Source organism: Microvirga arabica, from assembly GCF_016811235.1.
Lineage (GTDB): Bacteria > Pseudomonadota > Alphaproteobacteria > Rhizobiales > Beijerinckiaceae > Microvirga > Microvirga arabica.
Window position 1 is genome coordinate 167,116 of the sequence record NZ_JAFBID010000002.1, and the last position, 26,048, is coordinate 193,163.

Here is a 26,048-nt window from a genome sequence, read left to right on the forward strand (position 1 = left end):
GGGATAGATTTCCTACGTCGTCAAACCTGCGGGGTCGCGTCGATCTTGAACCACTTCTCGGACAGCTTCTTGATCGTGCCGTCCTTGATCGCAGCCTGAATGGCCTCGTCGAAGCCCTTCTTCAACTCCGCGTCGTCCTTGCGCATGCCCACGGCGACGCCGCGGCCCAGCACGCCGCCGCGCATGCCCGTGCCGGCGATCACCATGTCCTTGAATTCGGGCTTCTCCTGCGTGGCCTTCAAGGCCCCGTGGCCGGCGAAGATCGCATCGATGCGGCCTGCGGTCAGGTCGAGATCGTGCTGCTCCGTCGTCTTGTACTCGCGGATCTCGATCGTGTCCTTGAGGTGCTGCTCCAGGAACTGCGAGTTCACGGTCGAACCCTGCACGCCGACCGTCTTGCCCTTCAGAAGCGGCTTCCAGGCCTCGATGGCCTTCTTCGCACCCTCGGGATCCTTCTCGAAGCTCACCGTCGTGCCGCTTCCGGCCAGCTTGGCGAGTGGCGAGTCCTTCATCACGCCGAAACCGTGCGGCGTAGAGGCGTAGGGAAGCGAGAAGTTGATCACTTCCAGGCGCTTGTCCGTGATGTTCATGCCGGCCATGATCGCGTCGTACTTCTTCGCCTGGAGGGCCGGGATGATGCCGTCCCAATCCTGGGCCACGATCTCGCACTTCACTTTCATGCGGCCGCAGAGCTCATTGGCGAGGTCTATCTCGAAGCCCTCGAGCTTGCCGCCTGCGCCCGTGAAGTTCCAGGGGGCGTAAGCGCCTTCCGTAGCGATCTTGACCGTCTTCTCCTGTGCGGCCGCTCCGCCGGTCGCAAGAGCGGAGGCTAGCAGGCCGAGACCGATTGCCTTGAGTAGTTTCATCGTCATCCCTCTGGTCAGCTTCGACTGATCCTGTTGTCGGCCGGAGCAATAGGGCTCTCATGCCGCACCTGAAAGCTAACAGTCAAAAGCCAAGCCGGCGCAAGTCCTAAACATGCTGAATAAACTGGCCAAGCTGGCTATTTCAGCTGCAAATGGTGCAGCCCGATATGAAAAAGGCGCGGCCGGAGCCGCGCCTTGATCGTGCCGGCGATATCGATCAGCCGCGGGGAGTCAGATCAATCTTGAACCACTTTTCGGATAGCTTCTTCACGGTGCCGTCCTTGACCGCAGCTTGGATCGCAGCTTCGAAGCTCTTCTGCAGCTCGGTCTCGCCCTTGCGCATGCCGACGCCGACGCCGGCGCCCAGAATGCCGCCGGTGATGGACGGGCCGGCCATGGTGTAGTCCTTGAACTCGGGCTTATCGAGGGTGCCGATGATGGCCGTGGAGTCGGCTAGAACCGCATCTATGCGGCCTGCGGCGAGGTCCAGGTCATGCTGCTCGGTGGTCTTGTACTCGCGGATCTCGGCGGTGTCCTTCAGGTACTTGTCGGCGAAGCTCGCGTGGATGGTCGAGCCCTGGACGCCGATGGTCTTGCCCTTCAGGAGCGGCTTGTAGGCCTGGATGGCCTTCTCGGCGGCGGCCTGCTGCGAGCCGAGGTTGAAGGCCTCACCCTTGCCAGGCATCTTGGCGAGGTCGGAGTTCTTCGCGACGAGGAAGCCGTTCGGGGAATTGGCATAGGGGCCGGCGAAGTCGATGGTCTTCTTGCGCTCGTCCGTGATGCTCATGCCGGCCATGATGGCGTCGTACTTCTTGGCGGTCAGCGCCGGGATGATGCCGTCCCAGTCCTGGGCCACGATCTCGCACTTCACCCTCATGCGCGCGCACAGGTCGTTGGCCAGATCGATCTCGAAGCCTTCGAGCTTGCCGCCTGCGCCCGTGAAGTTCCAGGGGGCGTAAGCGCCTTCCGTGGCGATCTTTACCGTCTTCTCCTGTGCGGCTGCTCCACCGAGCGCAAGAGCGGAACCGAGAAGAGCCAAGCCGACGGTCTTAACGAATTTCATTGTCGTTCCCTTAGTTTTGTGGCCCCAGACTGAGCCGGAGCGTAACTTACCGCAGCCCTTCCGGGCCGCGCCGTGACGCAGTAACGGCCAATCTCGCAAAAAAGGCAAGGGGTTGCAGGCGGGCCTTACACAACCCGCAATCGGATCTCGCCCAAGCCCTCGACGGCTCCCGTCATGGTCTGGCCCTTTGCCACCGCGCCCACGCCTTCCGGCGTGCCGGAGAAGATCACGTCACCCGGCGCAAGCTCGAAATACGAGGAGAGGTAAGCGATCTGCTCGGCTACCGACCAGATCATGTCCGACAGGTCGGCCTGCTGCTTGCCGGTCCCATCGACGGACAGGGAGATGACGCCGCGCGACGGGTGCCCGATCTTTGAAACGGGGTGAATCGGGCCAACGGGGCCGGACAGATCGGCCGCCTTGCCCAGCTCCCAGGGACGCCGGAGCTGCTTGGCCTCGTCCTGCAGGTCGCGGCGGGTCATGTCGAGACCGACCGCATAGCCGAAGACATGGTCGAGGGCCTGCTCGACGGGGATGTCCCGGCCACCCTTGGCCAGGGCCACCACCATCTCGATTTCGAAATGATAGTTCCCGGTTTTGGGCGGGTAGGGATGATCGACGGTCGCGCCCTCCGCGACGGGCTGCAGGGCATCCGCCGGCTTCATGAAGAAGAAGGGAGGCTCCCGGGTCGGGTCGCCACCCATCTCACGGGCATGGGCGGCATAGTTGCGGCCGACACAATAGACCCGGCGGACCGGGAATAGATCGCCGGTGCCGGCAACCGGGAGGGCGGGGATCGAAGGTGCGGGAATGACGTAGGTCATGGGAGCTCGCGAGACAGGAAATCCGATGCCCCTTCCTACACCGTGCCGCCCGCATCACAAGCGGGCAAAAGACTTTGTCCATCCCTGAAGGCCATCGCAAACGGAAACGGCGGGTCCGATGGACCCGCCGCGTCAGAAGGTTTTGGCTCAGGGCCGCTTAGCGGCGGCGGGCAGTCGCGCCGGGAAGGCGGCGGGCATCCTCGAGGTGGTGCTCGATATGCGGAACCACCGAGGCCGCGAACTGGCGCAGCGACGGATCGCTGCCGGCCTGAGCGTAGCTCGTGTGGAGGGCAAGGGCCTCCTGGTGGCCCATGCGCTGAGCCTGTCCGTAGAGACGGTCAAACTGCGGGCCGGAGGTCGAGGCGAGCTGGTTCAGCATGGCCATCTTGTCCGGCGGAAGCGGAACGCCGAGGCGGATTGGGGTCACCGAGCCTGTCGACTGAACGTCGGCCGCAGCGCCGGCTGCCGAGCCGGTGGTCGCGCCGATGCCGGCGCCAACAGCGGCGCCCACCGGACCGCCGACCAGGGCGCCCACACCGGCGCCAGCCAGAGCACCGGTCGCCGAACCGCCAGCTGTGCTGGGCGAGCCGCTCGCCGCAGCACCCGCTGTCGTACCAGCGGTCGCACCGATGCCGGCGCCGACGGCTGCGCCCACCGGGCCGCCCACGAGGGCGCCGATGCCGGCGCCCGCCAGGGTGCCGCTCAGGGAGCCGCCAATGAACTGACCGTTGGCGCCATAGACCGCACGGCCGCCGTTCAGGGCCTGGCTCGTCATGGAGTGATCCTGGATCATCTGCTGGGCATAGCGACGGACGGTCGGATTGCGGGAACGCTCAAGGGCGAGCTGGCTGGTGGCAATCTCGAAAGCATCCGATTGAGCCGCCATCATGCGATAGCTCTGGCTGTCCAGGACCATCTGAGCGGAGGCCGGGGCGGCCGAAACGGATGCGAACAATGCCGCGAGGGCAACATACTTTTTCATGAGATGAACTCCTGTTTTCTCGGGTCGCAGAACACCGTGCGCAGCCCGACAGGCTTGCGAAGTTCATGGGTGGCTGCTGCACCCCTTCAACGGAGAGCGATCTAAGCGGTTCCAGGAAACTGACGGGATTGTGCGAAGAAAATCTGATCTGAATACTGAAGCTTAGCTTCGTCTTTGCTCGTTCGCGGCCGTAAGTTAACTTGGGTTAGTCGGAGCAGGCCGGAGATCGAGGCTTCTGTGCTAGAGCTGTTTCCACTTGCGTGGAATCATCTCTCTTCTTTGGTTTGCCGCATTTTCTAACGGCGAACCGGAGCCACTTCGCCGAAAAAATGCTCTAGCTCTGCTCATGCGGCTGACGGATGCGGGCGAGCGAGAGCATGCCCAGGCCGCCGACCGTTCCATCGGGCTTCAAGCCCCTTCGCTCCGCCATCAGGGTAAAGCCGGTTTCATCCCGGCCGACCGTGAAGAGATGATAGCCGGCGGTATGGGTCAGCGTTCCGCCGCGAGCGGAGGCCGAGGGCGCGCCGATGACGGGGATCGGGCCGCGCGGGCCGTCGAGATGGGCGAGCGACCCCACATGGTTGTGGCCATGCAGCACGAGTTCCGCACCCGCACGGCACAGCATCTTCTCAAAGCGCTTGGCATCGGTCAGGTTGCGGCCCGGATCCGCCCCGCCCACATGCGGCGGATGGTGGATGAGCACGATCCGGAAGCAGCCCGGCTCCTCGCCCAGCGCCTTGAGGATCTCCTCGGTGGCCTTCATCTGCCGGGAGCCGACCCTGCCCGACGCCACGAAGGGAAGCGTCGGGATGGCGGATGACAGCCCGACGATCGCGATAGACCCGTAGCGACGCAGATAGGGGAAGCTCGCCTCGCTGCCGTCATCGTCCCGGGTCCATGGGGCGATTTCCTTCATGAGCCCTTCGAGGGAGCCACGGACGTAGGCGTCGTGATTGCCCGGCACGAAGGTGACGCGAGACGGGTCGCCGAGCTCCTCCAGGAAGACCCGGGAGGTCTTCCACTCTTCCGGCAGGCCGATATTGCAGGTGTCGCCCGTGCAGGTGATGTGGTCGGGCTTCTGAGCATGGATGTCGGCCACCAGGGCGGCCAGGAGCTCCATGTCGTGCATATCCTGCCGGCTGCGGTGCCAGTTGTACCAGCCGGTCAGTCGCTTGCTCAGAAGCTGCTTCAGGCGCGGCCGGGGCAGGGGGCCCACATGGGGGTCGGTCAGATGGGCGATGCGGAACATGGCAGCCGGGTTGATGCGGGTGGACACGAGAACTCGCGCGGGTCCCCGCTTGCGTCAAGCGCTGCCGATGAAGATACCGGCCAGAAGCACCAGCACGCCGCCGACGACCACCTGATAGGTGGCGCTCCAGAACGGCGTCTCCATGTACTTCGTCCGGATCCAGGAGATCGCCACGAGTTCCACCGCCACCACGAGGGCCGCAATGCTGGTGGCCAGGATGAAGGCGTTGGGCCAGGAATCCGGCACCAGATAGGGCAGCGTATGGCCGATGCCGCCGGCCGCCGTCATCAGGCCGCAGACGAGGCCGCGCAGCCAGGGCGAGCCGCGCCCGGTGATCTCGCCGTCATCGGAGAGAGCCTCGGTCAGGCCCATGCTGATGCCGGCGCCTACGGAGGCTGCGAGCCCCACCAGAAAGGTCTCCCAGTTGTTCTGGGTAGCGAAGGCGGCGGCGAAGAGGGGCGCGAGCGTCGAGACGGAACCGTCGATGAGGCCGGCGAGCCCCGGCTGCACATATTGCAGCACGAAGAGGCGTCGGCGGGCGTGCTCCTCGGCGGCTTGAGCGTTGTCTGTCAGGTGGGCGGCATGGAGTTCGCCGGCCTTGCGCTCGTGTCCACGCTCGATCTCGGCCAGCCTGGTGAACAGCTCCCGAAGGGACACGTCCAGGGTCTGCCCGGCGGCCTTCTCGTAGAAGCTTGCAGCCTGCAGCTCCATGACCTCTGCCTCGCGGCGCATCCGGTCGAGATCGAGATGGGGGCTCCACCAGACGGCGCGGCGCTTCAGGAAGCCGCGCACGTCCTCCCGGCGGATGGGAGGCAGGTGCTCACCGAAGCGGGAGCGGTAGAAGCCATAGAGGGAGTTGCGATGCTCGCGCTCTTCCTCGGCCATGCCATCGAAGATCTCGGCCGAGGCGGGAAAGTCGGGCCGGAGGCGATCGGCGAAATGCTGATAGACCCGCGAGTCTTCCTCTTCGCTCGCGATGGCAAGCGCGACGACCTCGCGCTCAGACAGTTCGGACAGGGACTTCATGGCGGCTCCAATTTAGAATAATTCTAAAAGAGAGCCGCGCCATAGCCAAGTCCCCTGTCATGCGGACAGGGGCTCGTCCGAACTCAGTACTGCGCGCCTGGGATCAGGGTCGAGTAGACCGAACGGTCGTCGAAGTTGAGGGCCGGAGACCAGGAGAAGCGAGCCGAGCGGTTCAGGCGGGACAGGATGAAAGCGAGAAACATTGGAACACCTTTGGTTGCCGTTGTCTTAGACCTTCGTATGATGCGGGTCACGCGCCAAAATGATGCCACTGCCATGCATTTGATGAATGACTACATTCATCGTCCGGTAATCTTGTTATGATGGCATCAACCGATGTCCGACTCCGCGCCATCCCGGAAATCCTCTCGCCTCCTGTCCCTGGGGCTGCACACCTATTGGCGCTTCTCCAGAGGCATGACGCTCGGCGTTCGAGGCGTCGTGCTCGACCGTGAGAACCGGGTCTTCCTCATCCGGCACACCTACGTGCCGGGCTGGCATCTGCCGGGCGGGGGCGTCGAGACCGGCGAGACGGCCCTGGAGGCGCTGGGCCGTGAACTGCGCGAGGAGGCGTGCATCGCCATGGACGATGCTCCCCACCTGTTCGGCGTGTTCTTCAACAACCGGGTGTCCCGGCGCGACCACGTCCTGGTCTATGTGATCCGGCGCTTTACGGTCCTGGAAGAGAAACAGCCGGACCGGGAGATCGCCGAAGCGGGGTTCTTCCCCATCGACGACTTGCCCGAGGAGACGACCTCGGCCACCCGGAGCCGTCTGGCGGAAATCCTCGAAGGACAGTCTCCCTCGACGCATTGGTGAAGAGGATTTGCGCCGCGTTCGCGACGCTGCTATGGCCTAGTGCCAAGAGGAAACGCCGAGCCCCATGACGATCACCCGGATTCTGCGACGACGACACGGCTGACACTCGTCCGGCCGCCTTATTCATTTCGTCTTTCGCCCAGAGTCCGTTCATGACCGAGCTCTCGCTCCAGATCCGCACCGAGCAACCCATCGATTCCGAAGCCATCGAGCGCCTGCACGAGCGTGCCTTCGGCCCCGGCCGCTTCGCCCGCACCGCCTCGCGCCTGCGCGAAGGGGTGCCGCATCTGCTCGACCTGTCCTTCACCGCCATGGTCGGCACGCTGCTGGTCGGTTCCGTGCGCTTGACGCCCGTGATGGCAGGTGACGAACCCGCCCTCGTGCTCGGGCCGCTGACCGTGGAACCAGCCTTCGAGAGCCGCGGCATCGGCGCCGCCCTCATGCGCCGGTCGCTGGAGGCCGCCAAGGCCAAGGGTCATACCCTGGTGCTGCTGGTGGGCGACGAGCCCTATTACAGCCGCTTCGGCTTCAAGCGCATTCCGCCCCAGCACCTGCAGCTCCCAGGCCCGGTCAATCCGGGACGCTTTCTCGCCCTGGAACTGGAAGAGGGGGCGCTGGCCCGCGCGAAGGGGCTTGTGAGCACGATTTCTGACATGAGCCAGTAGAGCCCCAGCCTCTCGCAACCTCTCCACATCATGGCCGGCCTTGTGCCGGTCATCCCGATACGGAAAAGCTCAGCACTTCAAACAATCGAGATCACCGGCACAAGGCCGGTGATGACGTGGCAGCGGGTTGCAGCGCTCACGCCCTTCGCCGTCCTTCGATCAGCCAGGCGGCGAGCGTCGAGCCGATCAGCAGCACCAATCCGATAAAGCCCAGCGCCATCGGGAAAACCGAGACGCCGCGCACGATGGCGCTGTCGCTCGGCCTGATGCCGATCCAGTCGCCGCCGGCAAAGCGGGAGCCCGAATGCACCGCGATGATGCGGGGCAGGGTGATGCTCTGGTCGCCCGCCATGGCCACGCGCCGCACCGAGCCGCCCGTTGCCTCCGCAATAGGCTCAAGAGCCTCCGCGTTGCTGAACACGTCCATCAGCTCGCGCGGATTGGCCGGCCCGATGCTGACGAAGGCGATGAGGTCGCCCGAGCGCACCGTGTGAAGCCCGAGTTCGCGGCTCGCCACCTGGGCGGTGAACAGGCCCGGGCGCGACTCGGTGAGTGGCACGCTGCTCTCCTGGCCGCTCGGTGCGACGAGGGTCGCCGGAGGGGTCGTCTCCGCCATGGTCTGCCGCTCGATGCGGATGTCGCGCCCTTGCGCGCTCGCCCGCAGGGCTTCCTCCTCCAGGGCCGGCTCCTTCATAAGCCAGTGCGCGAGGCGGCGCAGGAGGTCGAGATGCGGGCCTCCCTCCTGATAGCCGCGGGCCCAGAGCCAGGCATGATCGGAGAGCAGGAGCGCCACGCGTCCCTTGTCCTCCCGGCGCAGCACGAGAAGCGGCAGGTCGTTGGCGCCCGACATCAGGGTCGAGCCGGATTGCACCTGCGAGCCGATGATGCGCAGCCACTCGCCCCAGGCGGGAGGAGACTGCTCCGAACCCGGCAGGTCGCGGGTCACGGGATGGCGGTCGCCGGTATCGGTGATCTCGGCCTTGTAGGGCTGCTCGATGATGCTGCCGTTGGGCTGGCCCGGAATGATGGGCGAAAGCCGGGTCTGCGCCAGGCTGCCGTAGCTCGCGAATTCCGGCCCCGCCGCCACGAGGATCGCTCCGCCCTCGCGCACGTAGCGCACGATGTTCTCGAAATAGCTCGAGGGCAGGATGCTCTGGTTGGCGTAGCGGTCGAAGATGATCAGGTCGAATTCCTTGATCTTCTGCTGGAACAGCTCGCGGGTCGGGAAGGCGATCAGCGACAGCTCGTTGATCGGTGTTCCGTCCTGCTTCTCCGGCGGGCGCAGGATCGTGAAATGCACGAGGTCCACGTTGGCGTCCGACTTCAGCAGATTGCGCCAGGTGCGCTCGCCCGCATGGGGCTCGCCGGAAACCAGAAGTACGCGCAGCTTGTCGCGAATGCCCTCGATGGGAACCACGGCCCGGTTGTTGGCCTGGGTCAGCTCGTTGGGCAGGCCCTCCACTTCGAGCTCGACCACATTGGTGCCGCCATGCTCGATGCGCACGTCGAGGGAGAAGGGCGTATCCGCGCGTACCTGCTGCCGGGTGAGCACCTGCCCGTCCCGGCGCACGGTCACCTGAGCCGTGCCCGTGCCGCCGCGCTCCATCACCTGGGCGCGGATGGTCTGGTCCTTGCCGACGATGCCGAAGCGCGGGGCCTCCAAAAGCTTGATCTGCCGGTCGCGCTCGTCGGGCCGGCCGGTGATGAGCGCGTGAAGAGGCGCCCGGAACCCGAGCCCTTGCACGGATGGCGGAATGTCGTGCACGACGCCGTCGGTGACGAAGATGACGCCGGCGAGGCGATCCGGCGGCACGTCGGCAAGGCCGTTGGAGAGCGCCGCGAACAGGCGCGTACCGTCGTCGCCATTGCCGTCATCGGCCTCGATGAAGCGTGGATCCACATCGGCCAGCGAGCCGAAGCGGCGCTCCAGCTCGGCGCGCACCTGATCGGTCATGGGTGAGCGGTCGCCCAGGGTCTGCGAAGTGGAGCGGTCGATCACTACCGCCACGATGTCCTTCACCTTCTCCCGGTCCTCCTGCACCAGCGCCGGGTTGGCGAGCGCGAGCAGAACGAGGCCGAGAGCCACGGCGCGAAGAATCGCCACGGGCCCGCGAGTGACGAGGGCCAGGACCGCCAGAAGGGCGACGACCGCACCGAGAGCCCAGAGGGCATAGTCGGGAATGAGGGGGGAGAAGCTGATGGAAAGCAAAAGATCTACCCCTTACTGCCCGAGGCGTTCGAGCAGGGCCGGCACGTGCACCTGGTCGGCCTTGTAGTTGCCGGTGAGCGCGTACATGACGATGTTGACGCCGCTGCGATATGAGAATTCCCGCTGGCGCTGGTCGCTGCCGACGACGGGATAGAGCCACTCGCCCCGCGGGCCCACGGCCCAGGCGGCCGCGAGATCGTTCGACGTGATGATGATCGGTGAGACGCCGTCGCCCGAGCGGGCCGGGCGGTTGGCCTCGCCTTCCGCCTCCGGCGGCAGGACCTCGACCCAGGTCTGCCCCGTGGAGTAGCGCCCGGGGAAGCTGTCGAGAATGTAGAAGGTCTTCGTGAGCACATGATCGGGCGGCACGGGCTCGATCTCCGGAATATCGAGGCCTGCCAGCATCCGTCGAAGTTGCTGCCCCTCGGGCGAGGCGGCGCCGTCGATGCGGCTGCCGAAGGCATCGCGCGTGTCGAAGATCACGGTGCCGCCGCCCTTCATGAAGGCATCGAGGCGCCGGATCGCAGCCTCGGACGGCAGCGGCCTGCCCGCCACGATGGGCCAGTAGAGCAGCGGATAGAACGCCACCTCGTCCCGCGACAGGTCAATGCCGATGGGTTCGCCCGGCGACAGGGCGGTGCGCTGGCTCAGCACCTGCGTCAGCCCGGTGAGGCCCGCCTTGCTGGTCTCGTCCACCTGTGCATCCCCGGTGATCACGTAGGCGAGCCGCGTCACGAGGGCGGGGCTGGAGCTTTCCATGGTCATCGACGACCGGCGCTCCTGCGCGCCGGCATCCGAGATGGGGTTGATGAGCAGCGTGGAGCCCAGGACGATCGCCGCCGCGGCGCCCGCCTTGCGCAGGCGGCCGGAGAGATTGGACAGGTGGCCGCCGAGCCAGAGCGACGCGATGGTGTCGGCAACCAGCAGCAGCAGGGCCAGCATGAAGAGCGGCATGCGCAGATCGACGGTCTGGGCTCCGGCCAGCGGAGCGATCCGGGCGTTGAGGGAAGTGAAGTTCAGCGCTGCCAGCCGGTCACCCGGCAGGAGCGCATTGACCGCCAGGCTCGAATCCACCGGGCCGTAGAAGCCCGGCGGGTGCTCGCCCGTCGCCCGCTCGGCATAGGTGCGCGTCACCGGTCGGGCGTTTGCCGGCGGAGAGATGTAGATGCCATAGCCATCAAGGGTCAGACGGGGCGCCACGGTTTCGTTCTCCGCGTTGCGGGACTCTGCGTTCACGTCGTTCGGCGCGCCGGCCAGGGCCGTGGTCCGGCGCAGCATGTCGACGAAGAGGCCCGACAGGGGAAGGTTCGACCAGGTGGTGTCGGCGGTCACGTGGAAGAGCACGATCATGCCGTCGCCGCGCTTGTCTGCCGTCACGATGGGCGTGCCGTCGGCCAGCGACGCCCAGGTCTTGGCCGGCAGGTCGCCGTCGGGCTCCGCGAGGATCTGGCGGCGGATGCCGATTTCTTCCGGCACGGTAAGGCCGAAGAAGGGGCTCTCACGGGTGAAGGGCGCGAAGGTTTTGGGTGTGTCCCAGGACAGCGTGCCGCCGAGGCTGCGTCCGCCGCGGCGAAGGCGCACCGGCACGAGCTCGTCGTTGCCGGCCGCCAGCCGCGAGCCCGCGAAGCGCAGCAGCATCCCGCCCTGCTCCACGAATGCGGTGATCTTGCCCAGCGTCTCCCGGTCGAGCCCGCCCACGTCGGCCAGCACCAGCACGGAGACCTGCTCGTCGATGAGCTGGTTCACCGCATCGGCCACGCCGCCGCGGCCCTGGCGGATTTCGGAATAGGGCGCGAGCGCGCGCTCGATGTAGTAGAGCGGCGAGAGGAGCGGCTGCGCCCGATCCGAGGTGCCGCCGAACACGAGGCCGACGCGCCGCCGCTTGCCCCGTTCATCGAGCAGGTGCACGGCACCGGCCGAACCCTCGCCTAAAATCTCGATGCGCGCGATGGCGTTGCGGATCTCGGTGGGCAGGTCGAACGCCGCATTGGTCTCTGTGGCATTGGCCTCGAACGAGAAACGCGCGTCGGCGAGCGGGAGGCTCTTGAGATCGAGGACGCGAATGGCGCCGGAGTCGCGACCGTTCGGTTCGGGGCGCACCAGCTTCACGTTCAGCTGGCCGCCGGCGTTCTCCACGCCGGCAATCGCAAGGGCCGGAGCGCGCTCCGCTTTCAGAACGGTGATCTGCCGGCTGTCCGCCATCTGGGCCAAACCGTCGATGAAGCCTTGCCCATCAACGCCCGCGACCCCGTCGCTGATCCAGACGATGTTGGCGTCAGGCGTCGCCTCCAGGAAGCGCCTGATGGACTCGAGATGCGCCTGGCGGTCCTGCAGGTGCGGCAGGGGCTTCAGGGAGCGCAGGCGTTCGAGCGCCGCAGCGGGGCTCGCAGGCTCGAGGGCGGCAGGCGTTTCGGCCGTCGCCACGAGAGCCACGGTGCGCCCGTCGCGTCCCGCCGCCTCGATGCGCTCGGACGCCAGGTTCATGCGGTCGCGCCAGTCGTGGGCGGCGGCAAAGCCGTTGTCGAGCATGATGAGAAGCGGCGAGCGGTTGTTGTCCTCGGCCAGGGGATTCCAGATCGGCCCGGAGGCCGCGAGGATCAGGAAGGCGGCGAGCAGCAGCCGCAGGAGCAGGAGCCACCAGGGCGTGCGGGCGGGCATCTCCTGCTCGGGGCGCAGGTCGGCCATGATCCTGAGCGGCGGGAAATCCACGCGCTTCGGCTGCGGCGGCGTGATGCGCAGGAGCAGCCAGATCGCCGGGAGCGCTGCAAGCGCCGTGAGGACGAGCGGAACGGTGAAGGTGAGAGGCAGGCCCAGCATCGCTCAGCGTCCTCCTGCACCGGCACCGCGGGAGGTCGCCACCAGCGTCATGAGGCGAAGCGCCGCCTCGCTCGCCGGCCGGTCGGTGCGGTGGATGGTCAATGTCCAGCCGCGGCGGCGCGCCAGTTCCTGCAACTCCGCCCGATGCTGCTCTATTCTGAGGCGATAGGCCTTGCCCCAGGACGTGGCGTCGCCAATCCGGAGCGACAGGCCGTCTTCGAGATCGTGCAGCACCGCCTGTCCCTGGAACGGGAAGGTCTCCTCGACAGGATCGACGATCATCACCAGATGCCCCCGCGCCCCACGGGACGAGATGGCCTCGACCATCGATGTGATGTCGCGCATGGGCGACAGGAAATCGCTGATCAGGATGGCTTCGTGCTGCGGCGCCACGGCGGCCTGCGGAGGCAGATCCTCCTCGAGGGAGGCGCGGTCCGCTACGAGAGTCTGGGCCATGGTTTCCGCAATGCGCCGGGTCGCACGCGGCGACATCAGCCCCAGCATGCCCACGCGTTCGCCGCCCTCGACGAAGCAATTGGCCAGAGCCATCCCCAGCACGACGGCACGCTCGATCTTGGGTGCCTGGGCGAGGTCGGAGGCGTAGCCCATGGAGGCGGAGCGGTCGATCCAGAACCAGACGGTCTGGGCCGTCTCCCATTCGCGCTCACGCACATAAAGACGGTCGTCGCGGCCCGAGCGGCGCCAGTCGATGCGCTGGGCGGCCTCGCCGGCCACGAAGGGGCGGAACTGCCAGAAGGTCTCGCCGGTGCCGGAGCGGCGGCGGCCGTGAATGCCGTGGGCGAGATTGGCTGCCACGCGCCGGGCCTCCAGCACGAGCCGCGGCATCCGGTGGGCGAGGGAGAGCGCGCTCTCCGTCTCTTGGCGGCCCGGCGAGCGGGCACTTTCGGGGAGGACCCGGACACGGGCCATGACGGTGATCCTAGCCTGCCAGGCGTGCGGTGAGCCGGCCGATGATGCTGCCGATGGTGTCGCCGTCCGCACGGGCCGAGAAGGTGAGCGCCATGCGGTGCTTGAGCACCGGCTCGGCCAGCGCCACCACGTCGGCCAGCGAGGGCGCTACGCGGCCCTCTATAAGCGCGCGGGCGCGCACCGCCAGCATCAGGGCCTGGCTGGCACGGGGACCGGGACCCCACAGGATCTTGTCGCTCACGCCCTCGATCCGCTCCGCTTCCGGACGGGCCGAGCGCACCAGATCGAGGATCGCCTCGACCACGCTCTCGCCCACGGGCAGGCGGCGGACGAGGCGCTGGGCGTTCATCAGCATCTCGGCATTCATGACGGCCGAGGGCTTGTGATCCTCCGCGCCTGTGGTCTCGATCAGGATGCGCCGCTCGGCCTCGCGGCTCGGATAGCCGACGTCGATCTCCAGCAGGAAGCGGTCGAGCTGGGCCTCGGGCAGGGGATAGGTGCCCTCCTGCTCGATGGGGTTCTGCGTCGCCAGCACGTGGAAGGGCTGCGGCAGGTCGTGCCGCTCGCCGCCCACGGAAACGTGATGCTCCTGCATGGCCTGCAGCAGAGCGGACTGGGTGCGCGGACTGGCGCGGTTGATCTCGTCGGCCATCAGCAGCTGCGCGAAGACCGGACCTTTCACGAACCGGAAGGAGCGGCGGCGGTCGGCGCCCTCATCGAGAATTTCCGACCCCAGAATATCGGAGGGCATCAGGTCCGGGGTGAACTGAATGCGGCGGGCGTCCAAGCCGAGCACGGTGCCCAGCGTATCCACGAGCTTCGTCTTGGCGAGGCCCGGAACGCCGACCAGGAGGCCGTGGCCGCCGGCAAGAAGGGTGATCAGGGTGAGGTCCACCACGTCTTCCTGGCCGAAGATGACGCTGTGAATGGCTTCCCGTGCACGGCCGACTGTCTCAAGCGTCGCCTCCGCGTTGCGGATGATCGCGTCGTCCAATGCGGTGGGCGCTTGAGCAATGCTGGCCGTCATGAGGTTAGTCTCCCTCTCATACCCATATGCCCCGGTAGCTAGTCTGCCTTTGATCCTGGTCGAGTGGCAAGGGTCGATGCGCCGCAGCGTTGAACCCATGTGGAGTGGACGAGACAGCCGAGGACTCTATGCTCTAGGAAGTAACAATCGACAGCCGTTCGTCGATCCCGAAAAGTGAAAAACATGTTCACGCTTGCGTCATGACCGATCCTACGCCTCTCACCCCCGGAAGCGCCCTGGCCCGCCTGACGGAGGCGCTCGGGTCCGACTCGAAGCGGAAAGGCCCCCCTCCGGTCGAGCGCTGGAACCCGGCCTATTGCGGCGAGATCGACATGCGCATCGCGGCCGATGGCACGTGGCATTACATGGGCTCGCCCATCAACCGGCCCTCCCTCGTCAAACTGTTTTCGACGGTTCTGCGCAAGGATCCGGAGCGCTACGTGCTCGTCACGCCGGTCGAGCGGGTCGGAATCATGGTGGAGGACGCGCCTTTCCTGGCCGTCGAGATGGCCGTGGAGGGTGAAGGGCAGAGGCGTCAGGTCGCGTTCCGCACCAATGTGGACGATCTCGTGCAGGTCGGGCCGGATCATCCCCTGCGCTTCGAGCAGAACGCGAACGGCGGCCTCAAGCCCTACGTGAAGGTCCGCGGGGAGCTGTGGGCTCTCGTGACGCGAAGCCTGGCCCTCGACCTGGTTGCCATGGGCGAGGAAAGGACCGCCGATGGGGCGGCGATCTTCGGGCTTGCCGCAGGCGGTGTCTTCTTCCCCATCGCTCCGGCGTCCGAACTGGGCATCGCTTGATGCGCCTTGCCCCCCATGATGCGCCGGATTTTCTGACTCTGGCAGCCGAGCGCTTGCTGCCGGAACCGCCGCAAGCGGCAGAGGCCCTGGCGAACCCGCGCGGCGATCACAGCCTCGACGATGTGCCGCTGGTCTATCCCCTGACGCCGAAGCCTGCCGCGGTGCTGGTGCCGGTGGTCATGCGCGAGGAGCCGATGCTGCTCCTGACCGAACGCGCCGCGCATCTGCGCCAGCATTCGGGGCAGATCGCCTTTCCGGGCGGCCGGGTCGATCCGACCGATGCCTCGGTCCTCGATGCCGCCTGCCGCGAGGCCATGGAGGAGATCGGCCTCGACAGCCGCTTCATCAGCCCGCTCGGCTATCTCGACCCTTACCTGTCCACCACGAATTATCTCGTGATGCCGGTGGTAGCCCGGGTATCGCCTTCCTACACGCTCGCCGTCAATCACGAAGAGGTGGCCGACGCATTCGAAGTTCCTCTCGATTTCCTCATGGACCCTAAGCGCCACGAACTCCATTCCCGTGAGTGGAAGGGCAGGCTGCGCCGCTACTATGCAATGCCCTATCAGGGACGCTACATCTGGGGTGTGACGGCGGGTATCATCCGCAATCTTTACGAGAGGCTCTACACTTCATGACGCGTGCTGTTGTTCAGAGTCTGGTGCTGTTTCTGCTGCCCTTCGTTTTGTTCGGCGCCTACCTCGTCGTCCGCCGCCGCAATCCGATGCTCTGGTCCCATTGGAGCAGCCAGTCCCTCTGGCTCACGATTGCAGGCTTGAGCTTCGTCGTGCTCTCGCTCGTCGCAACGGGGCTCCTGGACGATCGCCAGACCGGCGCCTATGTGCCGACGCGCATCGAGAACGGCCGTGTCGTTCCGGGACATTTCCAGTGACCGAACCCCTCGATCGACAGGCGCTGGCGAGCCTTCTCCAGCGCCCTGAATTGCTCCGCCTCCTCAAGGTTTTCAACGATGACGCCGAGGAGACCCGCATCGTGGGCGGTGCCGTGCGCAATGCCCTGCTCGGGCGCCCTGTCACGGAAGTCGACTGCACCACGACCATGCTGCCCGACGCCGTCACGGAGCGCGCGAAACGCGCCGGGTTCAAGGCAGTGCCCACGGGCATCGAGCACGGCACGATCACGGTGATCGTCGACGGCGAGCCCTTCGAGATCACGACCCTGCGCGAGGATGTGGAAACCGACGGGCGCCATGCGGTGGTGCATTTCGGGCGTGATTTCGTGCGCGATGCCAAGCGGCGGGATTTCACCATCAACGCCTTGTCCCTGGGGCTCGACGGGCGGCTCTACGACTATACCGGCGGCGAGACGGACCTCGCCGCCCGGCGCGTGCGCTTCATCGGCGAGGCCCGCATCCGGATCCGAGAGGATTACCTGCGCATCATGCGCTTTTTCCGCTTCCACGCGGAATATGCGCAAGGCGATCCCGATCCGGAAGGATTGGCGGCCTCGGGGGCCGAGCGGCAGGGATTGGCCATCCTCTCGAAGGAGCGGATCCGGCACGAGCTTCTCAGGCTCCTCGTCGCGAAGCGGGCCGAGGAGACGATCCGCATCCTTGCCGATCACGGCTTCCTCACCGGCCTGCTCGGCGGCGTCGCCGAGTTCGGCCGCTTCGAGCGCGTGACAACTGACGACCGTAACAGCCCTGCCGCGATCTGGCGTCTCGCTGCCCTTGCCGTTCACGTGGAGGAAGACGCGGAGCGCCTGCGGGACGACCTGCGGCTGTCCAACGACGAGCACAGGAAGCTCGCCGCTTATGCCCGGCTTCTCAGCCTGCTCAAGGCCCATGCCCTGCCGCTCGATGCACCGGCGATCCGCCGCTTGGTGGCGGATCATGAGATCGAGGCATTGGGAATGGCTCTGGCGGCAACAGCCGGAGAGCCGTCCCCCCTCGTCCACGACGACGCCCGCGAGGCCCTGGCGCGCTACCGCAGCGGCAATGAGCCCGTGCCGGTCTTTCCCCTGCGCGGTGCCGATCTTGTCGAGGGCGGCGTTCCGAAGGGGCCGAAGATCGGCGAAATGCTCGCCCGAGCCCGCCAAGCCTGGCTGGAGGAGGGCTGCCGGACGGATGATGTCTACGCGAGGGACCTGCTCAGGCGTGTGCTGGAGCAGGCTTAGGTTGCGGTTGTCCTGGATGTCCGGTGTCATCCCCAGCGGCCGTGAGGCCGGGAAGGGGATCCATGGGCTGAGGGTGTGAGTGGATTCCCTTCCCTCGCTACGCTCGCCGGGAATGACACCCGCCAATCCGACACCCTCCCCGTCATCCCCGGACTTGTTCCGGGGATCCACGTCTTGCAACGTGCGGGTCCTGAAAATGTGGATGGCCGGGACGAGCCCGGCCATGACGGCAAGGGTGAGAGCACGTTCTCAATTTGTTCTTGGCTGCTGCTCTAACCTTGGCTATATCTGGGCTCATCCTCGCCCGCCGAGGGGCGCGCTCGCGAGGCGTCGCCGCAGTGGGGCAAGGAGCGGTCCCGCCGCAGGTCTCGCACCCCTGTGATCGCGGGTGGCCGATCCTGGCTTGTTCCAGGTCCGCTGAAACAAACCGTGCGTGACGAGCAGCCTGGCTCTCACCTTCCACACCACACATCGAGCCGGGCTGCCCTAAACGCCTCCCTCGACACCTTCAGGCTCGCAGCACCCGCTGCGGGCCCACAGGTGCTGGCTCTTTGACAAGCCAACCAACAGCGTCATTCCGGACGGCAAAGCCGATCCGGGATCGCACAAACCAGCCCAGCACTGTCATCCCGGGGCGGCGCAGCCGAGTCCGGGATCCATAATCGCTGACGAGGCAGAAAGAGGCGCGACGCTGATCGCCTTCCTTGAGGCGTCGGCGGTTCTGGATCCCCGCCTGCGTGGGGACGAAACCGATAAGGATTGAGCGCCTCGTCCTGCCCGCCATCCCGGGTTCTGCTTCGCAGCTCCGGGATGGCGAATTCTTGGTTTAGGGCCACCTCACCGTCGGCGGCATGGAGGACAGGATCGACGCGATGTTGCCGCCGGTCTTCAGGCCGAAGATCGTGCCGCGGTCGTAGAGCAGGTTGAACTCCACGTAGCGCCCGCGCCGGACCTGCTGCTCGATCCGGTCGTCTTCCGTCCAGGACTTGGTGACGTTGCGGCGGACGATCTCGGGATAGACCTTGAGGAAAGCCTCGCCCACGTTTCGCGTGAAGGCGAAGTCCTCGTCCGGGTTCCCGGTCCAGTGGTAGTCGTAGAAGATGCCGCCGATGCCGCGCGGCTCGTTGCGGTGCTTCAGGAAGAAGTACTCGTCGCACCATTTCTTGTACTTCTCATAGGATCCCTCCGGCGCGTGGGCGCTGCAGGCCTGCTCCATCGCGTCGTGGAAGAACACCGTATCCGGATCCTCCTGCGTGCGCCGCCGGTCGAGGACCGGTGTGAGGTCGGCCCCGCCGCCGAACCAGGGCTTCGTGGTCACCACGAAGCGGGTATTCATGTGGACGGTCGGCACGTTCGGGTTCCAGGGATGGGCGATGAGCGAGATGCCGCCCGCCCAGAAGCGCGGGTCCTGGTCGGAGCCGGGGATCTGGCCACGGAATTCCGGCGCGAACTCGCCATGGACTGTCGAGACGTGGACGCCCACCTTCTCGAACACGCGGCCCTTCATCATGGACATGACGCCCCCGCCGCCGGGGGCGCCGCTATGGTCCTTGCGTTCCCAGGGCGTGCGCACGAACCGGCCGGGCTCAGACGCTTCCGGGGGGAGGGGAGCCGTTACCTCATCCTCCAGCGCTTCGAAGGCCGCGCAGATGCGGTCGCGCAGCAGGGCGAACCAGACAGGGGCCTCATTCTGCAGGCGCGCGACGTCGGCTTGGTCGGTCATCAGGTCTGGTCTCACATCTCGGAAGGAGCGGGATCGGGAAACGAACGGGTCTGCCGCAGGGCCTCGCCGAGGATCATGGCGGCGGTCACGGCCACATTAAGGGAGCGCATGCCGGTCTGCATGGGGATGAGGATTCTCGCATCCGCCACCGCATGGACTTCGTCCGGTACGCCGGCGGACTCGCGGCCGACCAAGACTATGTCGTTGGGTCGGTATGCGAAATCCGTATAGGGGATCGCCCCCTTGGTGGTGGCGAGGACGAGGCGCGCCCCGGTTTCCTGCCGCCATGCCTCGAAGGCCCGCCAGGAAATGTGACGGGTGATGGTTGCGTGGCTGAGATAATCCATGCCGGAGCGGCGCAGGTTGCGGTCGGAAACGTCGAAAGCCGCAGGTTCGATGATCTCGACCGGGACTCCGAGGCAGGCCGAAAGCCGCAGCATGGTGCCGGTGTTCTGCGGGATGTCCGGCTGGTAAATGGCAAGTCGGGGCATGAGTCCGTCATCGTGGCAACGGGCTCCGCCGTCAAGGGAGCGTCCATCGGGGGGCGGGTCGGCGGCATTTTGAGGCACAGGCTGGAACAACTCCAATCCGGCTATGGACAGGCGGGCTTGACCGTGCCAAAGAGCCACCGCGCGGCGACTCCCAGTCGCATTGCGCGCGTATTGTCGTGTTCCATATCGGAATGCGTGAGCCGAATGCCAGGGTTACCAAGGCATTGCCGATGCGCGGTTCTCGTTTTTTGACCAATGCTGGAGAGCCAAGTGGCCGAGACCACCACTCATGTCGCTGAGCCGACACGGCGCGATTTTCTGTACATCGCCACGGGCGCAGCCGCCGCTATCGGCGGAGCCACCCTGGTATGGCCCTTCGTCCAGTCCCTGGCGCCCGACGCGGCGACGGTGGCTGCCGGCGCCCCCGTCGAAGTCGACTTGGCTCCGATCGCCGAAGGCCAGATCGTGAAGGTGTTCTGGCGCGGCAAGCTGATCTTCATCCGGCACCGCACGCCGGACGAGATCAAGGCTGCAGCGGACGTGAACGTTGCCTCCCTGCGCGACCCGCAGCCCGACGCGGCCCGCGTGAAGGAGGGCAAGGCGCAGTGGCTCGTCGTCTATGGCAACTGCACCCATCTCGGCTGCGTGCCGCTGGGCAATTCTGGCGAGTACAACGGCTGGTTCTGCCCCTGCCACGGTTCGGTGTTCGACACCTCCGGCCGCGTCCGCGGCGGCCCGGCGCCGATCAATCTGCCGATTCCGCCCTATGCCTTCGCGTCCGACACGAAGGTCATCATCGGCCAAGAAGCCACGGCGTAACCTAAGCGACGATCAGGCGATACACATGAGCCAGCATCCCACAACTTACGTTCCCAAGAGCGCCTTCGGTCAGTGGTTCGAGAGCCGCCTGCCGATCGCGGGCCTCATCCACTCGTCCTTCATCGCGTTCCCGGTGCCGCGGAACCTGACCTATTTCTGGACCTTCGGCGCCATCCTGGTGTTCATGCTCGTCGCGCAGATCGTGACCGGCGTGTTCCTGGCGATGTACTACACGCCGAACGCCGATATGGCGTTCCAGTCCGTCGAGCACATCATGCGCGACGTGAACTACGGCTGGCTGATCCGCTATCTGCACGCCAACGGCGCGTCGATGTTCTTCATCGCCGTCTACATCCACATCTTCCGGAACTTCTATTACGGCTCCTACAAGGCGCCCCGCGAGGTTCTGTACATCCTCGGCGTGATCATCTTCATCCTCATGATGGCCACCGCCTTCATGGGCTACGTGCTTCCCTGGGGCCAGATGAGCTTCTGGGGCGCCACCGTGATCACCAACCTGTTCTCGGCGATCCCGCTCGTGGGCGAGACCATCGTCAGCTACCTCTGGGGCGGCTATTCGGTGGGCAACCCGACGCTCAACCGCTTCTTCTCCCTGCACTACCTGCTGCCTTTCATGATCGCCGGCGTCGTCGTCCTGCATATCTGGGCGCTGCACGTGCCGGGCCAGAACAACCCGACCGGCATTCCGATCAAGTCGGGCAAGGACGCGGTTCCGTTCACGCCTTATGCCACGATCAAGGACATCTTCGCCGTCGTGGTGTTCCTGATCTTCTTCGCCTACTGGGTGTTCTACATCCCGAACTATCTGGGCCATGCCGACAACTACATCCCGGCGAACCCCGCCGTGACGCCCGCGCACATCGTGCCGGAGTGGTACTTCCTGCCGTTCTACGCGATCCTGCGCGCCATTCCTGACAAGCTCGGCGGCGTCATCGCGATGTTCGCGGCCATCGTGATCTGGGTGTTCATGCCCTGGCTCGATACCTCGAAGGTGCGCTCCACTGCCTATCGCCCGCTCTACAAGCAGTTCTTCTGGGTGTTCGTGGGCGTCTGCCTCGTGCTCGGCTGGCTGGGTTCCCGCCCCGCCGAGGGCTGGTACGTGATCGCCTCCCAGATCTGCACGGTCTACTACTTCGCCCACTTCCTCATCGTCCTGCCGGTGCTCGGCTTCGTCGAGCGTCCGCTGCCGCTGCCGAATTCGATCCTCGAATCCGTCATGGGCGTGCAGAAGGGCGGTGCTGGCATGCCGGCCGGCGCCAATGCCGAACCGCAGTCCAAGGGCTGAACGGGAGCGTTGAGGAAAACATCATGATGAAGCGTACCCTTCTCATCGCTGCGGCCGTTCTCGGCCTCTCCGCTCCGGCCTTCGCTGCCGGCGAGACCCCGGTCCCGCCGCAGCTCAAGTGGAGCTTCCAGGGACCGTTCGGCACCTTCGACCGGGCTCAGCTCCAGCGCGGCTTCAAGGTCTACCGGGAGGTCTGCGCCTCCTGCCACGGCCTGAGCTATGTCGCGTTCCGCAACCTGGCGCAGCCCGGCGGTCCGGAATTCTCCGAGGCCCAGGTCCGTGCCCTGGCGGCCGAGTACAAGATCCAGGACGGCCCGAACGAGGCCGGCGACATGTTCGAGCGCCCCGGCCGTCCCGCCGACCGCTTCCCGTCGCCGTTCCCGAACGAGAACGCGGCCGCCGCGGCCAACGGCGGCAAGGCTCCTCCGGACCTGTCCCTGATGGCCAAGGCCCGCACCTACGAGCGCGGCTTCCCCTGGTGGATCACGGACGTGTTCCGCCAGTATTCCGAGAATGGCGCGGATTACCTTGCTGCCCTGATGAACGGCTACAAGGAGGCTCCTGCGGGCTTCACGGTGCCGGCCGGCGGTCACTACAACGAGTACTATCCCGGCCACATCATCGCGATGCCCAAGCCGATCAATGACGGCCAGGTCGAGTATCCGAAGAACGAGGCCGGCCAGCCCCAGGCTCCGGAGACCGTCGACCAGTATGCCCGCGACGTGACGGCTTTCCTCACCTGGACGGCGGAACCGCATCTCGAGGCCCGCAAGCGCCTCGGCTTCCAGGTCATGCTGTTCCTGATCGTGCTCGCAGGCCTGCTCTACTTCACCAAGAAGAAGATCTGGGCCCGCGTGGGCGGCGAGGTCGAAGGCCACGCCACGCCCCCGATGACGCACAATCCATAAAAGATGACGACCAAGGCCCCGGTTTCCGGGGCCTTTTTCTTTTCGGGTGACACGCTCTGAAGGCAGCCTTATTCCGGCATCCATGCTGCACACGATTGCCGACGATATCTGGGGCAAGCCCTGCCTCGCCTATCACGTCCAACCGAGCCTGGAGCCTGAGACGCGCGAAGCCTTTGAGGAGGTGCAGCGGGCGATTGCCGAGCATTGGCCGGAACCCTTGAATGTCGGACCCCGGCATGGGTTGCACGTCACCATCTATCCCCTGGTGACCGTCAAGGGAGGCTTCGACAAGGACGCCTACTGGCAGAGCATCGCCCGGCAGAGCCAGGACATTCTGGAGGAACTCTGCACCGGCCACCCGGCCCTGGAACTGCGCTTCTCGCGTCTGAAGGTCACCGACACGGCCATCATCGCCACGGCCACCGAGGGAACCGGCCTGATCGAGGCCATCCGGGAGCGGATCGTCCGCGAGCTTCCCCCGCCGTCCGGCCAGAAGCCGATCATCTACGACCTGATCCACTCCACCTTGGCGCGTTACCGGACAAGAGGCTCCATTCCACACGATGTCGTCGAACGCATCGAGAGCCTGCCTGTCTCCATCACGGCGCCGGTGGCGCGGATCCGGCTCGTGCGCGAGACGCTGTTCCCCTGCCTGGTGACGGACGAGATCGCCGCCATCCCGTTGAACGGCGGGTGATGCTGGAACGCTCCTTGGGATGCGGCCAATCCTCGGCTATGACAGGGCCGTAACAGCTCCAAGCAGGTAGGGACCAGGATGACGAAGGCGGTTCTAGGCATCATCGGCGGATCGGGAGTCTACGAACTTCCAGGAATCGAGGACATGCGCGAGGAACGCATCTCGTCGCCCTGGGGCGAGCCGTCGGACGTGCTGCGCATCGGCCGCATCGGCGAGACGACGATTGCCTTCCTGCCCCGCCACGGCCGTGGGCACCGGCTGTCGCCGTCCGACATCAACTACCGGGCCAATGTCGACGTGATGAAGCGGGCCGGCGTCACCGACCTGATCTCGGTCTCGGCCGTCGGCTCGTTCAAGGACGAGTACTATCCCGGCTTCTTCGTGCTGGTGGACCAGTATGTGGACCGCACCCATAAGCGGGAGACTTCGTTCTTCGGCCAGGGCTGCGTCGCCCATGTGCCCATGGCCCATCCGGTCGGTCCCCTGTTGCGCCAGCGCATCGCCGATGCGGCCGTGGCTGAGAGCATCCCGTTCAGCTTAGGCGGCACGCTCGTTTGCATCGAGGGGCCGCAATTCTCCACTTACGCCGAGTCCATCACCTATAAAGGGCTCGGCTACGATGTGATCGGCATGACGGCCATGCCGGAAGCAAAGCTCGCCCGCGAGGCCGAGATCACCTATGCGACCATCGCCATGGTGACCGATTACGATTGCTGGCACCCGGAGCACGACAACGTGGATGTCGCCTCCGTGGTCGCCGTGGCGCAGAAGAACGCCGCCAAGGTGGCGCGCCTCGTCGCCCGCGTCGCCCGGGACTTCCCAGCCGAGCACGAACCGTGCCCCGCAGGCTCCGACCGGGCGCTCGACGGCGCCATCATGACGGCACCGTCCGCCCGCGATCCCGAGCTTCTGAAAAAGTTGGATGCGGTGGCGGGGCGGGTGTTAAACCCCTCGAAAGCGTGATCCAAGGCGCCTTGCGCACCCACCCGTCACAGATCCATTCTCACCTAATACCCAGGCAGGCTTAAATCCATGGACCAGCGTCTCCTCACCGATCTGAAGGCCGCGATCCGCTCAATCCCGGATTATCCGAAGCCGGGAATCGTCTTCCGGGACATCACGACCCTGCTGGGCGACGCGCGCGCCTTCCGGCGCTCCGTGGACGAGCTCGTGCATCCCTTCGCCGGCGGGCGCGTCGACAAGGTGGCGGGCATCGAGGCGCGCGGCTTCATCCTCGGCGGAGCGGTGGCCCATCAACTCTCCGCCGGCTTCGTGCCGATCCGCAAGAAGGGCAAGCTGCCCCACGAGACCGTGCGGATCGCCTATTCGCTGGAATACGGCGTCGACGAGATGGAGATCCATACCGATGCCATCGGCCAGGACGAGCGGGTCATCCTGGTGGACGACCTCATCGCCACCGGCGGCACGGCGGTCGCCGCCACCCAGCTCCTGCGTCAGATGGGCGCCAGGATCGTGGCCGCCTGCTTCATCATCGACCTGCCGGATCTCGGCGGCGCCCAGAAGCTTCGCGATCTCGGCGTCGAGGTGCGAAGCCTCGTGAGCTTCGAGGGGCATTGAGGAGCCCCGTCGCTCCTTCGAGGCGGCTTATCCCAGGGGAGCCTCGACCGAGCAGACGACCCCGGTCGGCGCGAACGTAATCTTCACATCTCCATCGAGGTCCTGTGCGAGGCTGCGCTCGATGAGGCGGGTGCCGAAGCCGCGCCTTGCCGGCGGGGCCACGGGCGGACCTCCCTTTTCCTCCCAGCGAAGCCAGAAACGATGCACACCTGAGGTCTCATCGATCGACCATGTCAGATCTATCTTGCCGTCCGTGTTGGAAAGGGCCCCGTACTTTGTGGCGTTGGTTGCGAGCTCCTGAAGGACCATCGCCATCGCGAGAGCCTTGCTCGGCATAAGTCTGATGCTTGGTCCGCTGCACTGAAAGCGGCTCTGGTCGTATGCGGAAAAGGCATCGATCGTCTCAGCCACGATGTCGGCAAGATAGGCGCCGTCCCAGCGCTCACGGGTGAGGACATCGTGGGCACGTGCGAGTGCCTTCAGGCGCTGCTCGATGGCGGCTTGCGCATCGCTGCTCTGGGTGGTGCTCCTGAGCGTCTGGGACACGATGGCCTGCACGGTCGCCAGAGTATTTTTGACCCGATGGTCCAGCTCATGCATCAGCATCCGCTGGTGCTCTTCAGCTCGCTTGCGCTCCGAAATATCGACCGCGACCAGGACCGCGCCGACCATGTCACCGTTCCACATCACGGGCGCGTTGGAACACGCCACATGAATGGGCGTCCCGTTCCGATGAAAGAAAACGTCCTCGTGCTTTTCAAGCGTTCGGCGGGCTTGAAACACCTGTCCGAGCGGACATTCCGCCATCGGAAAGGGCCGTCCGTCGGGGTAGTGATGGTGCACGATATCGTGCAGTGTCTTTCCGAACAGCTCCGCGCTGGACCAACCGAAGGTGCGCTCCGCTGCAGGGTTGGCAAAGGCAGTCCTCCCCTCGACGTCCATCACGAAGATGGAATCGGCGGCGTTCTCAACAATGAGTTTCACGAGATCGACAGGACGGGAATCCCCGCCGCTCCCCAGAGGTAGCAAGATCGGCATAGCTTTTGATCATTTCGAGCAAAGGAGCCTTTGTCTAGGCCCCTCCGGTCGTTCTACGAATACCTGCCCTGTTCC

25 protein-coding genes are annotated in these 26,048 nt (G+C 65.8%); 12 read left to right on the forward strand and 13 right to left on the reverse strand.

From position 1 onward, the window contains the following. Window positions 1-20: 20 nt before the first annotated feature. The 6 genes from JQC81_RS02055 to mbfA all read right to left on the reverse strand — a co-directional run bounded on the left by JQC81_RS02055 (window position 21) and on the right by mbfA (window position 6,010). The gene (locus JQC81_RS02055) at window positions 21-866 is read right to left on the reverse strand and encodes a lysine/arginine/ornithine ABC transporter substrate-binding protein (protein WP_203270043.1); all 846 of its coding nucleotides are present in this window, start codon (window positions 864-866) and stop codon (window positions 21-23) included. Window positions 867-1,083: 217 nt separating this feature from the next. After that, the gene (locus tag JQC81_RS02060; protein WP_203270044.1) at window positions 1,084-1,929 is read right to left on the reverse strand and encodes a transporter substrate-binding domain-containing protein; all 846 of its coding nucleotides are present in this window, start codon (window positions 1,927-1,929) and stop codon (window positions 1,084-1,086) included. A 125-nt stretch (window positions 1,930-2,054) separates the two neighbouring features. Further along, a complete protein-coding gene (locus JQC81_RS02065) occupies window positions 2,055-2,753 on the reverse strand; it encodes a fumarylacetoacetate hydrolase family protein (RefSeq protein WP_203270045.1) in 699 nt (232 codons plus the stop codon). A gap of 157 nt (window positions 2,754-2,910) precedes the next feature. Next, the gene (locus tag JQC81_RS02070) at window positions 2,911-3,735 is read right to left on the reverse strand and encodes a DUF4142 domain-containing protein (protein ID WP_203270046.1); all 825 of its coding nucleotides are present in this window, start codon (window positions 3,733-3,735) and stop codon (window positions 2,911-2,913) included. Window positions 3,736-4,069: 334 nt separating this feature from the next. After that, entirely contained in the window at window positions 4,070-4,984 is a 915-nt protein-coding gene (locus tag JQC81_RS02075; RefSeq protein ID WP_203270088.1) for a metallophosphoesterase family protein, read from the reverse strand. A 54-nt stretch (window positions 4,985-5,038) separates the two neighbouring features. Beyond that, on the reverse strand, window positions 5,039-6,010 hold the full coding sequence (gene mbfA / locus JQC81_RS02080; protein ID WP_203270047.1) for an iron exporter MbfA: 972 nt from the start codon (window positions 6,008-6,010) through the stop codon (window positions 5,039-5,041). Between the two features lie 336 nt (window positions 6,011-6,346). Between mbfA and JQC81_RS02085 the strand changes: the two genes are divergently transcribed. Further along, window positions 6,347-6,829 carry an NUDIX domain-containing protein gene (locus JQC81_RS02085; RefSeq protein WP_203270048.1) on the forward strand — a complete coding sequence of 161 codons (483 nt, stop codon included), beginning with the start codon at window positions 6,347-6,349 and terminating at the stop codon, window positions 6,827-6,829. 152 nt (window positions 6,830-6,981) lie between these two features. Continuing rightward, window positions 6,982-7,494 carry a GNAT family N-acetyltransferase gene (locus JQC81_RS02090; RefSeq protein WP_203270049.1) on the forward strand — a complete coding sequence of 171 codons (513 nt, stop codon included), beginning with the start codon at window positions 6,982-6,984 and terminating at the stop codon, window positions 7,492-7,494. A gap of 136 nt (window positions 7,495-7,630) precedes the next feature. Here the strand turns inward: JQC81_RS02090 and JQC81_RS02095 are convergent, their stop codons facing one another. From JQC81_RS02095 to JQC81_RS02110, 4 genes are read right to left on the reverse strand one after another with little or no spacing between them, the layout of a single operon-like run. Continuing rightward, the gene (locus JQC81_RS02095) at window positions 7,631-9,703 is read right to left on the reverse strand and encodes a hypothetical protein (RefSeq protein ID WP_203270050.1); all 2,073 of its coding nucleotides are present in this window, start codon (window positions 9,701-9,703) and stop codon (window positions 7,631-7,633) included. A gap of 12 nt (window positions 9,704-9,715) precedes the next feature. Continuing rightward, window positions 9,716-12,520 carry a DUF4159 domain-containing protein gene (locus tag JQC81_RS02100; protein ID WP_203270051.1) on the reverse strand — a complete coding sequence of 935 codons (2,805 nt, stop codon included), beginning with the start codon at window positions 12,518-12,520 and terminating at the stop codon, window positions 9,716-9,718. Between the two features lie 3 nt (window positions 12,521-12,523). Then, window positions 12,524-13,450 (reverse strand): DUF58 domain-containing protein, encoded by a 927-nt coding sequence (locus tag JQC81_RS02105; protein WP_203270052.1) that lies wholly within the window; start codon window positions 13,448-13,450, stop codon window positions 12,524-12,526. Between the two features lie 10 nt (window positions 13,451-13,460). After that, window positions 13,461-14,477, reverse strand: a complete 1,017-nt coding sequence (locus tag JQC81_RS02110; RefSeq protein WP_203270053.1) for an AAA family ATPase — start codon at window positions 14,475-14,477, stop codon at window positions 13,461-13,463. Window positions 14,478-14,677: 200 nt separating this feature from the next. Here JQC81_RS02110 and JQC81_RS02115 point away from each other — a divergent pair, with 200 nt between their 5' ends. From JQC81_RS02115 to JQC81_RS02130, 4 genes are read left to right on the forward strand one after another with little or no spacing between them, the layout of a single operon-like run. Then, window positions 14,678-15,277 (forward strand): DUF1285 domain-containing protein, encoded by a 600-nt coding sequence (locus JQC81_RS02115; RefSeq protein WP_203270054.1) that lies wholly within the window; start codon window positions 14,678-14,680, stop codon window positions 15,275-15,277. Further along, window positions 15,277-15,915, forward strand: a complete 639-nt coding sequence (locus tag JQC81_RS02120) for a CoA pyrophosphatase (protein WP_203270055.1) — start codon at window positions 15,277-15,279, stop codon at window positions 15,913-15,915. Before JQC81_RS02115 ends, JQC81_RS02120 begins: the two co-directional genes overlap by 1 nt. Continuing rightward, entirely contained in the window at window positions 15,912-16,169 is a 258-nt protein-coding gene (locus JQC81_RS02125) for a DUF6111 family protein (protein ID WP_203270056.1), read from the forward strand. Before JQC81_RS02120 ends, JQC81_RS02125 begins: the two co-directional genes overlap by 4 nt. Further along, window positions 16,166-17,413, forward strand: a complete 1,248-nt coding sequence (locus tag JQC81_RS02130) for a CCA tRNA nucleotidyltransferase (protein WP_203270057.1) — start codon at window positions 16,166-16,168, stop codon at window positions 17,411-17,413. Before JQC81_RS02125 ends, JQC81_RS02130 begins: the two co-directional genes overlap by 4 nt. 826 nt (window positions 17,414-18,239) lie before the next feature. Here JQC81_RS02130 and hemF read toward each other — a convergent pair. Both hemF and JQC81_RS02140 read right to left on the reverse strand, forming a co-directional pair. Beyond that, window positions 18,240-19,136, reverse strand: coding sequence for an oxygen-dependent coproporphyrinogen oxidase (gene hemF / locus JQC81_RS02135; protein ID WP_203270058.1), 897 nt, complete (start codon window positions 19,134-19,136; stop codon window positions 18,240-18,242). Between the two features lie 11 nt (window positions 19,137-19,147). Beyond that, window positions 19,148-19,627, reverse strand: a complete 480-nt coding sequence (locus JQC81_RS02140; RefSeq protein ID WP_203270059.1) for a tRNA (cytidine(34)-2'-O)-methyltransferase — start codon at window positions 19,625-19,627, stop codon at window positions 19,148-19,150. A gap of 255 nt (window positions 19,628-19,882) precedes the next feature. Here JQC81_RS02140 and petA point away from each other — a divergent pair, with 255 nt between their 5' ends. From petA to JQC81_RS02170, 6 genes are all read left to right on the forward strand, one after another. Then, a complete protein-coding gene (gene petA / locus JQC81_RS02145) occupies window positions 19,883-20,446 on the forward strand; it encodes a ubiquinol-cytochrome c reductase iron-sulfur subunit (RefSeq protein WP_203270060.1) in 564 nt (187 codons plus the stop codon). Window positions 20,447-20,471: 25 nt separating this feature from the next. After that, window positions 20,472-21,752, forward strand: a complete 1,281-nt coding sequence (locus JQC81_RS02150) for a cytochrome b (RefSeq protein WP_203270061.1) — start codon at window positions 20,472-20,474, stop codon at window positions 21,750-21,752. A 23-nt stretch (window positions 21,753-21,775) separates the two neighbouring features. Next, window positions 21,776-22,660 (forward strand): cytochrome c1, encoded by an 885-nt coding sequence (locus JQC81_RS02155; protein WP_203270062.1) that lies wholly within the window; start codon window positions 21,776-21,778, stop codon window positions 22,658-22,660. An 82-nt stretch (window positions 22,661-22,742) separates the two neighbouring features. After that, window positions 22,743-23,357: a 2'-5' RNA ligase family protein gene (locus tag JQC81_RS02160; protein ID WP_203270063.1), complete on the forward strand. Its 615-nt coding sequence runs from the start codon at window positions 22,743-22,745 to the stop codon at window positions 23,355-23,357. A gap of 78 nt (window positions 23,358-23,435) precedes the next feature. Beyond that, entirely contained in the window at window positions 23,436-24,320 is an 885-nt protein-coding gene (locus tag JQC81_RS02165; RefSeq protein ID WP_203270064.1) for an S-methyl-5'-thioadenosine phosphorylase, read from the forward strand. Window positions 24,321-24,389: 69 nt separating this feature from the next. Then, window positions 24,390-24,935 (forward strand): adenine phosphoribosyltransferase, encoded by a 546-nt coding sequence (locus JQC81_RS02170; RefSeq protein WP_203270065.1) that lies wholly within the window; start codon window positions 24,390-24,392, stop codon window positions 24,933-24,935. A 27-nt stretch (window positions 24,936-24,962) separates the two neighbouring features. On the opposite strand, the gene JQC81_RS02175 is transcribed toward JQC81_RS02170, so the two are convergent. After that, window positions 24,963-25,973, reverse strand: coding sequence for a sensor histidine kinase (locus JQC81_RS02175; RefSeq protein ID WP_203270066.1), 1,011 nt, complete (start codon window positions 25,971-25,973; stop codon window positions 24,963-24,965). Between the last annotated feature and the right edge of the window lie 75 nt (window positions 25,974-26,048).

What these genes read in the sequence shown, in the direction of transcription:
- JQC81_RS02055 (WP_203270043.1), bottom strand. Translation starts at nt 866, where the DNA reads ATGAAACTACTCAAGGCAATCGGTCTCGGCCTGCTAGCCTCCGCTCTT.
- JQC81_RS02060 (WP_203270044.1), bottom strand. Translation starts at nt 1,929, where the DNA reads ATGAAATTCGTTAAGACCGTCGGCTTGGCTCTTCTCGGTTCCGCTCTT.
- JQC81_RS02065 (WP_203270045.1), bottom strand. Translation starts at nt 2,753, where the DNA reads ATGACCTACGTCATTCCCGCACCTTCGATCCCCGCCCTCCCGGTTGCC.
- JQC81_RS02070 (WP_203270046.1), bottom strand. Translation starts at nt 3,735, where the DNA reads ATGAAAAAGTATGTTGCCCTCGCGGCATTGTTCGCATCCGTTTCGGCC.
- JQC81_RS02075 (WP_203270088.1), bottom strand. Translation starts at nt 4,984, where the DNA reads ATGTTCCGCATCGCCCATCTGACCGACCCCCATGTGGGCCCCCTGCCC.
- mbfA (WP_203270047.1), bottom strand. Translation starts at nt 6,010, where the DNA reads ATGAAGTCCCTGTCCGAACTGTCTGAGCGCGAGGTCGTCGCGCTTGCC.
- JQC81_RS02085 (WP_203270048.1), top strand. Translation starts at nt 6,347, where the DNA reads ATGTCCGACTCCGCGCCATCCCGGAAATCCTCTCGCCTCCTGTCCCTG.
- JQC81_RS02090 (WP_203270049.1), top strand. Translation starts at nt 6,982, where the DNA reads ATGACCGAGCTCTCGCTCCAGATCCGCACCGAGCAACCCATCGATTCC.
- JQC81_RS02100 (WP_203270051.1), bottom strand. Translation starts at nt 12,520, where the DNA reads ATGCTGGGCCTGCCTCTCACCTTCACCGTTCCGCTCGTCCTCACGGCG.
- JQC81_RS02105 (WP_203270052.1), bottom strand. Translation starts at nt 13,450, where the DNA reads ATGGCCCGTGTCCGGGTCCTCCCCGAAAGTGCCCGCTCGCCGGGCCGC.
- JQC81_RS02110 (WP_203270053.1), bottom strand. Translation starts at nt 14,477, where the DNA reads ATGACGGCCAGCATTGCTCAAGCGCCCACCGCATTGGACGACGCGATC.
- JQC81_RS02115 (WP_203270054.1), top strand. Translation starts at nt 14,678, where the DNA reads ATGACCGATCCTACGCCTCTCACCCCCGGAAGCGCCCTGGCCCGCCTG.
- JQC81_RS02120 (WP_203270055.1), top strand. Translation starts at nt 15,277, where the DNA reads ATGCGCCTTGCCCCCCATGATGCGCCGGATTTTCTGACTCTGGCAGCC.
- JQC81_RS02125 (WP_203270056.1), top strand. Translation starts at nt 15,912, where the DNA reads ATGACGCGTGCTGTTGTTCAGAGTCTGGTGCTGTTTCTGCTGCCCTTC.
- hemF (WP_203270058.1), bottom strand. Translation starts at nt 19,136, where the DNA reads ATGACCGACCAAGCCGACGTCGCGCGCCTGCAGAATGAGGCCCCTGTC.
- JQC81_RS02140 (WP_203270059.1), bottom strand. Translation starts at nt 19,627, where the DNA reads ATGCCCCGACTTGCCATTTACCAGCCGGACATCCCGCAGAACACCGGC.
- petA (WP_203270060.1), top strand. Translation starts at nt 19,883, where the DNA reads ATGCTGGAGAGCCAAGTGGCCGAGACCACCACTCATGTCGCTGAGCCG.
- JQC81_RS02150 (WP_203270061.1), top strand. Translation starts at nt 20,472, where the DNA reads ATGAGCCAGCATCCCACAACTTACGTTCCCAAGAGCGCCTTCGGTCAG.
- JQC81_RS02155 (WP_203270062.1), top strand. Translation starts at nt 21,776, where the DNA reads ATGATGAAGCGTACCCTTCTCATCGCTGCGGCCGTTCTCGGCCTCTCC.
- JQC81_RS02160 (WP_203270063.1), top strand. Translation starts at nt 22,743, where the DNA reads ATGCTGCACACGATTGCCGACGATATCTGGGGCAAGCCCTGCCTCGCC.
- JQC81_RS02165 (WP_203270064.1), top strand. Translation starts at nt 23,436, where the DNA reads ATGACGAAGGCGGTTCTAGGCATCATCGGCGGATCGGGAGTCTACGAA.
- JQC81_RS02170 (WP_203270065.1), top strand. Translation starts at nt 24,390, where the DNA reads ATGGACCAGCGTCTCCTCACCGATCTGAAGGCCGCGATCCGCTCAATC.
- JQC81_RS02175 (WP_203270066.1), bottom strand. Translation starts at nt 25,973, where the DNA reads ATGCCGATCTTGCTACCTCTGGGGAGCGGCGGGGATTCCCGTCCTGTC.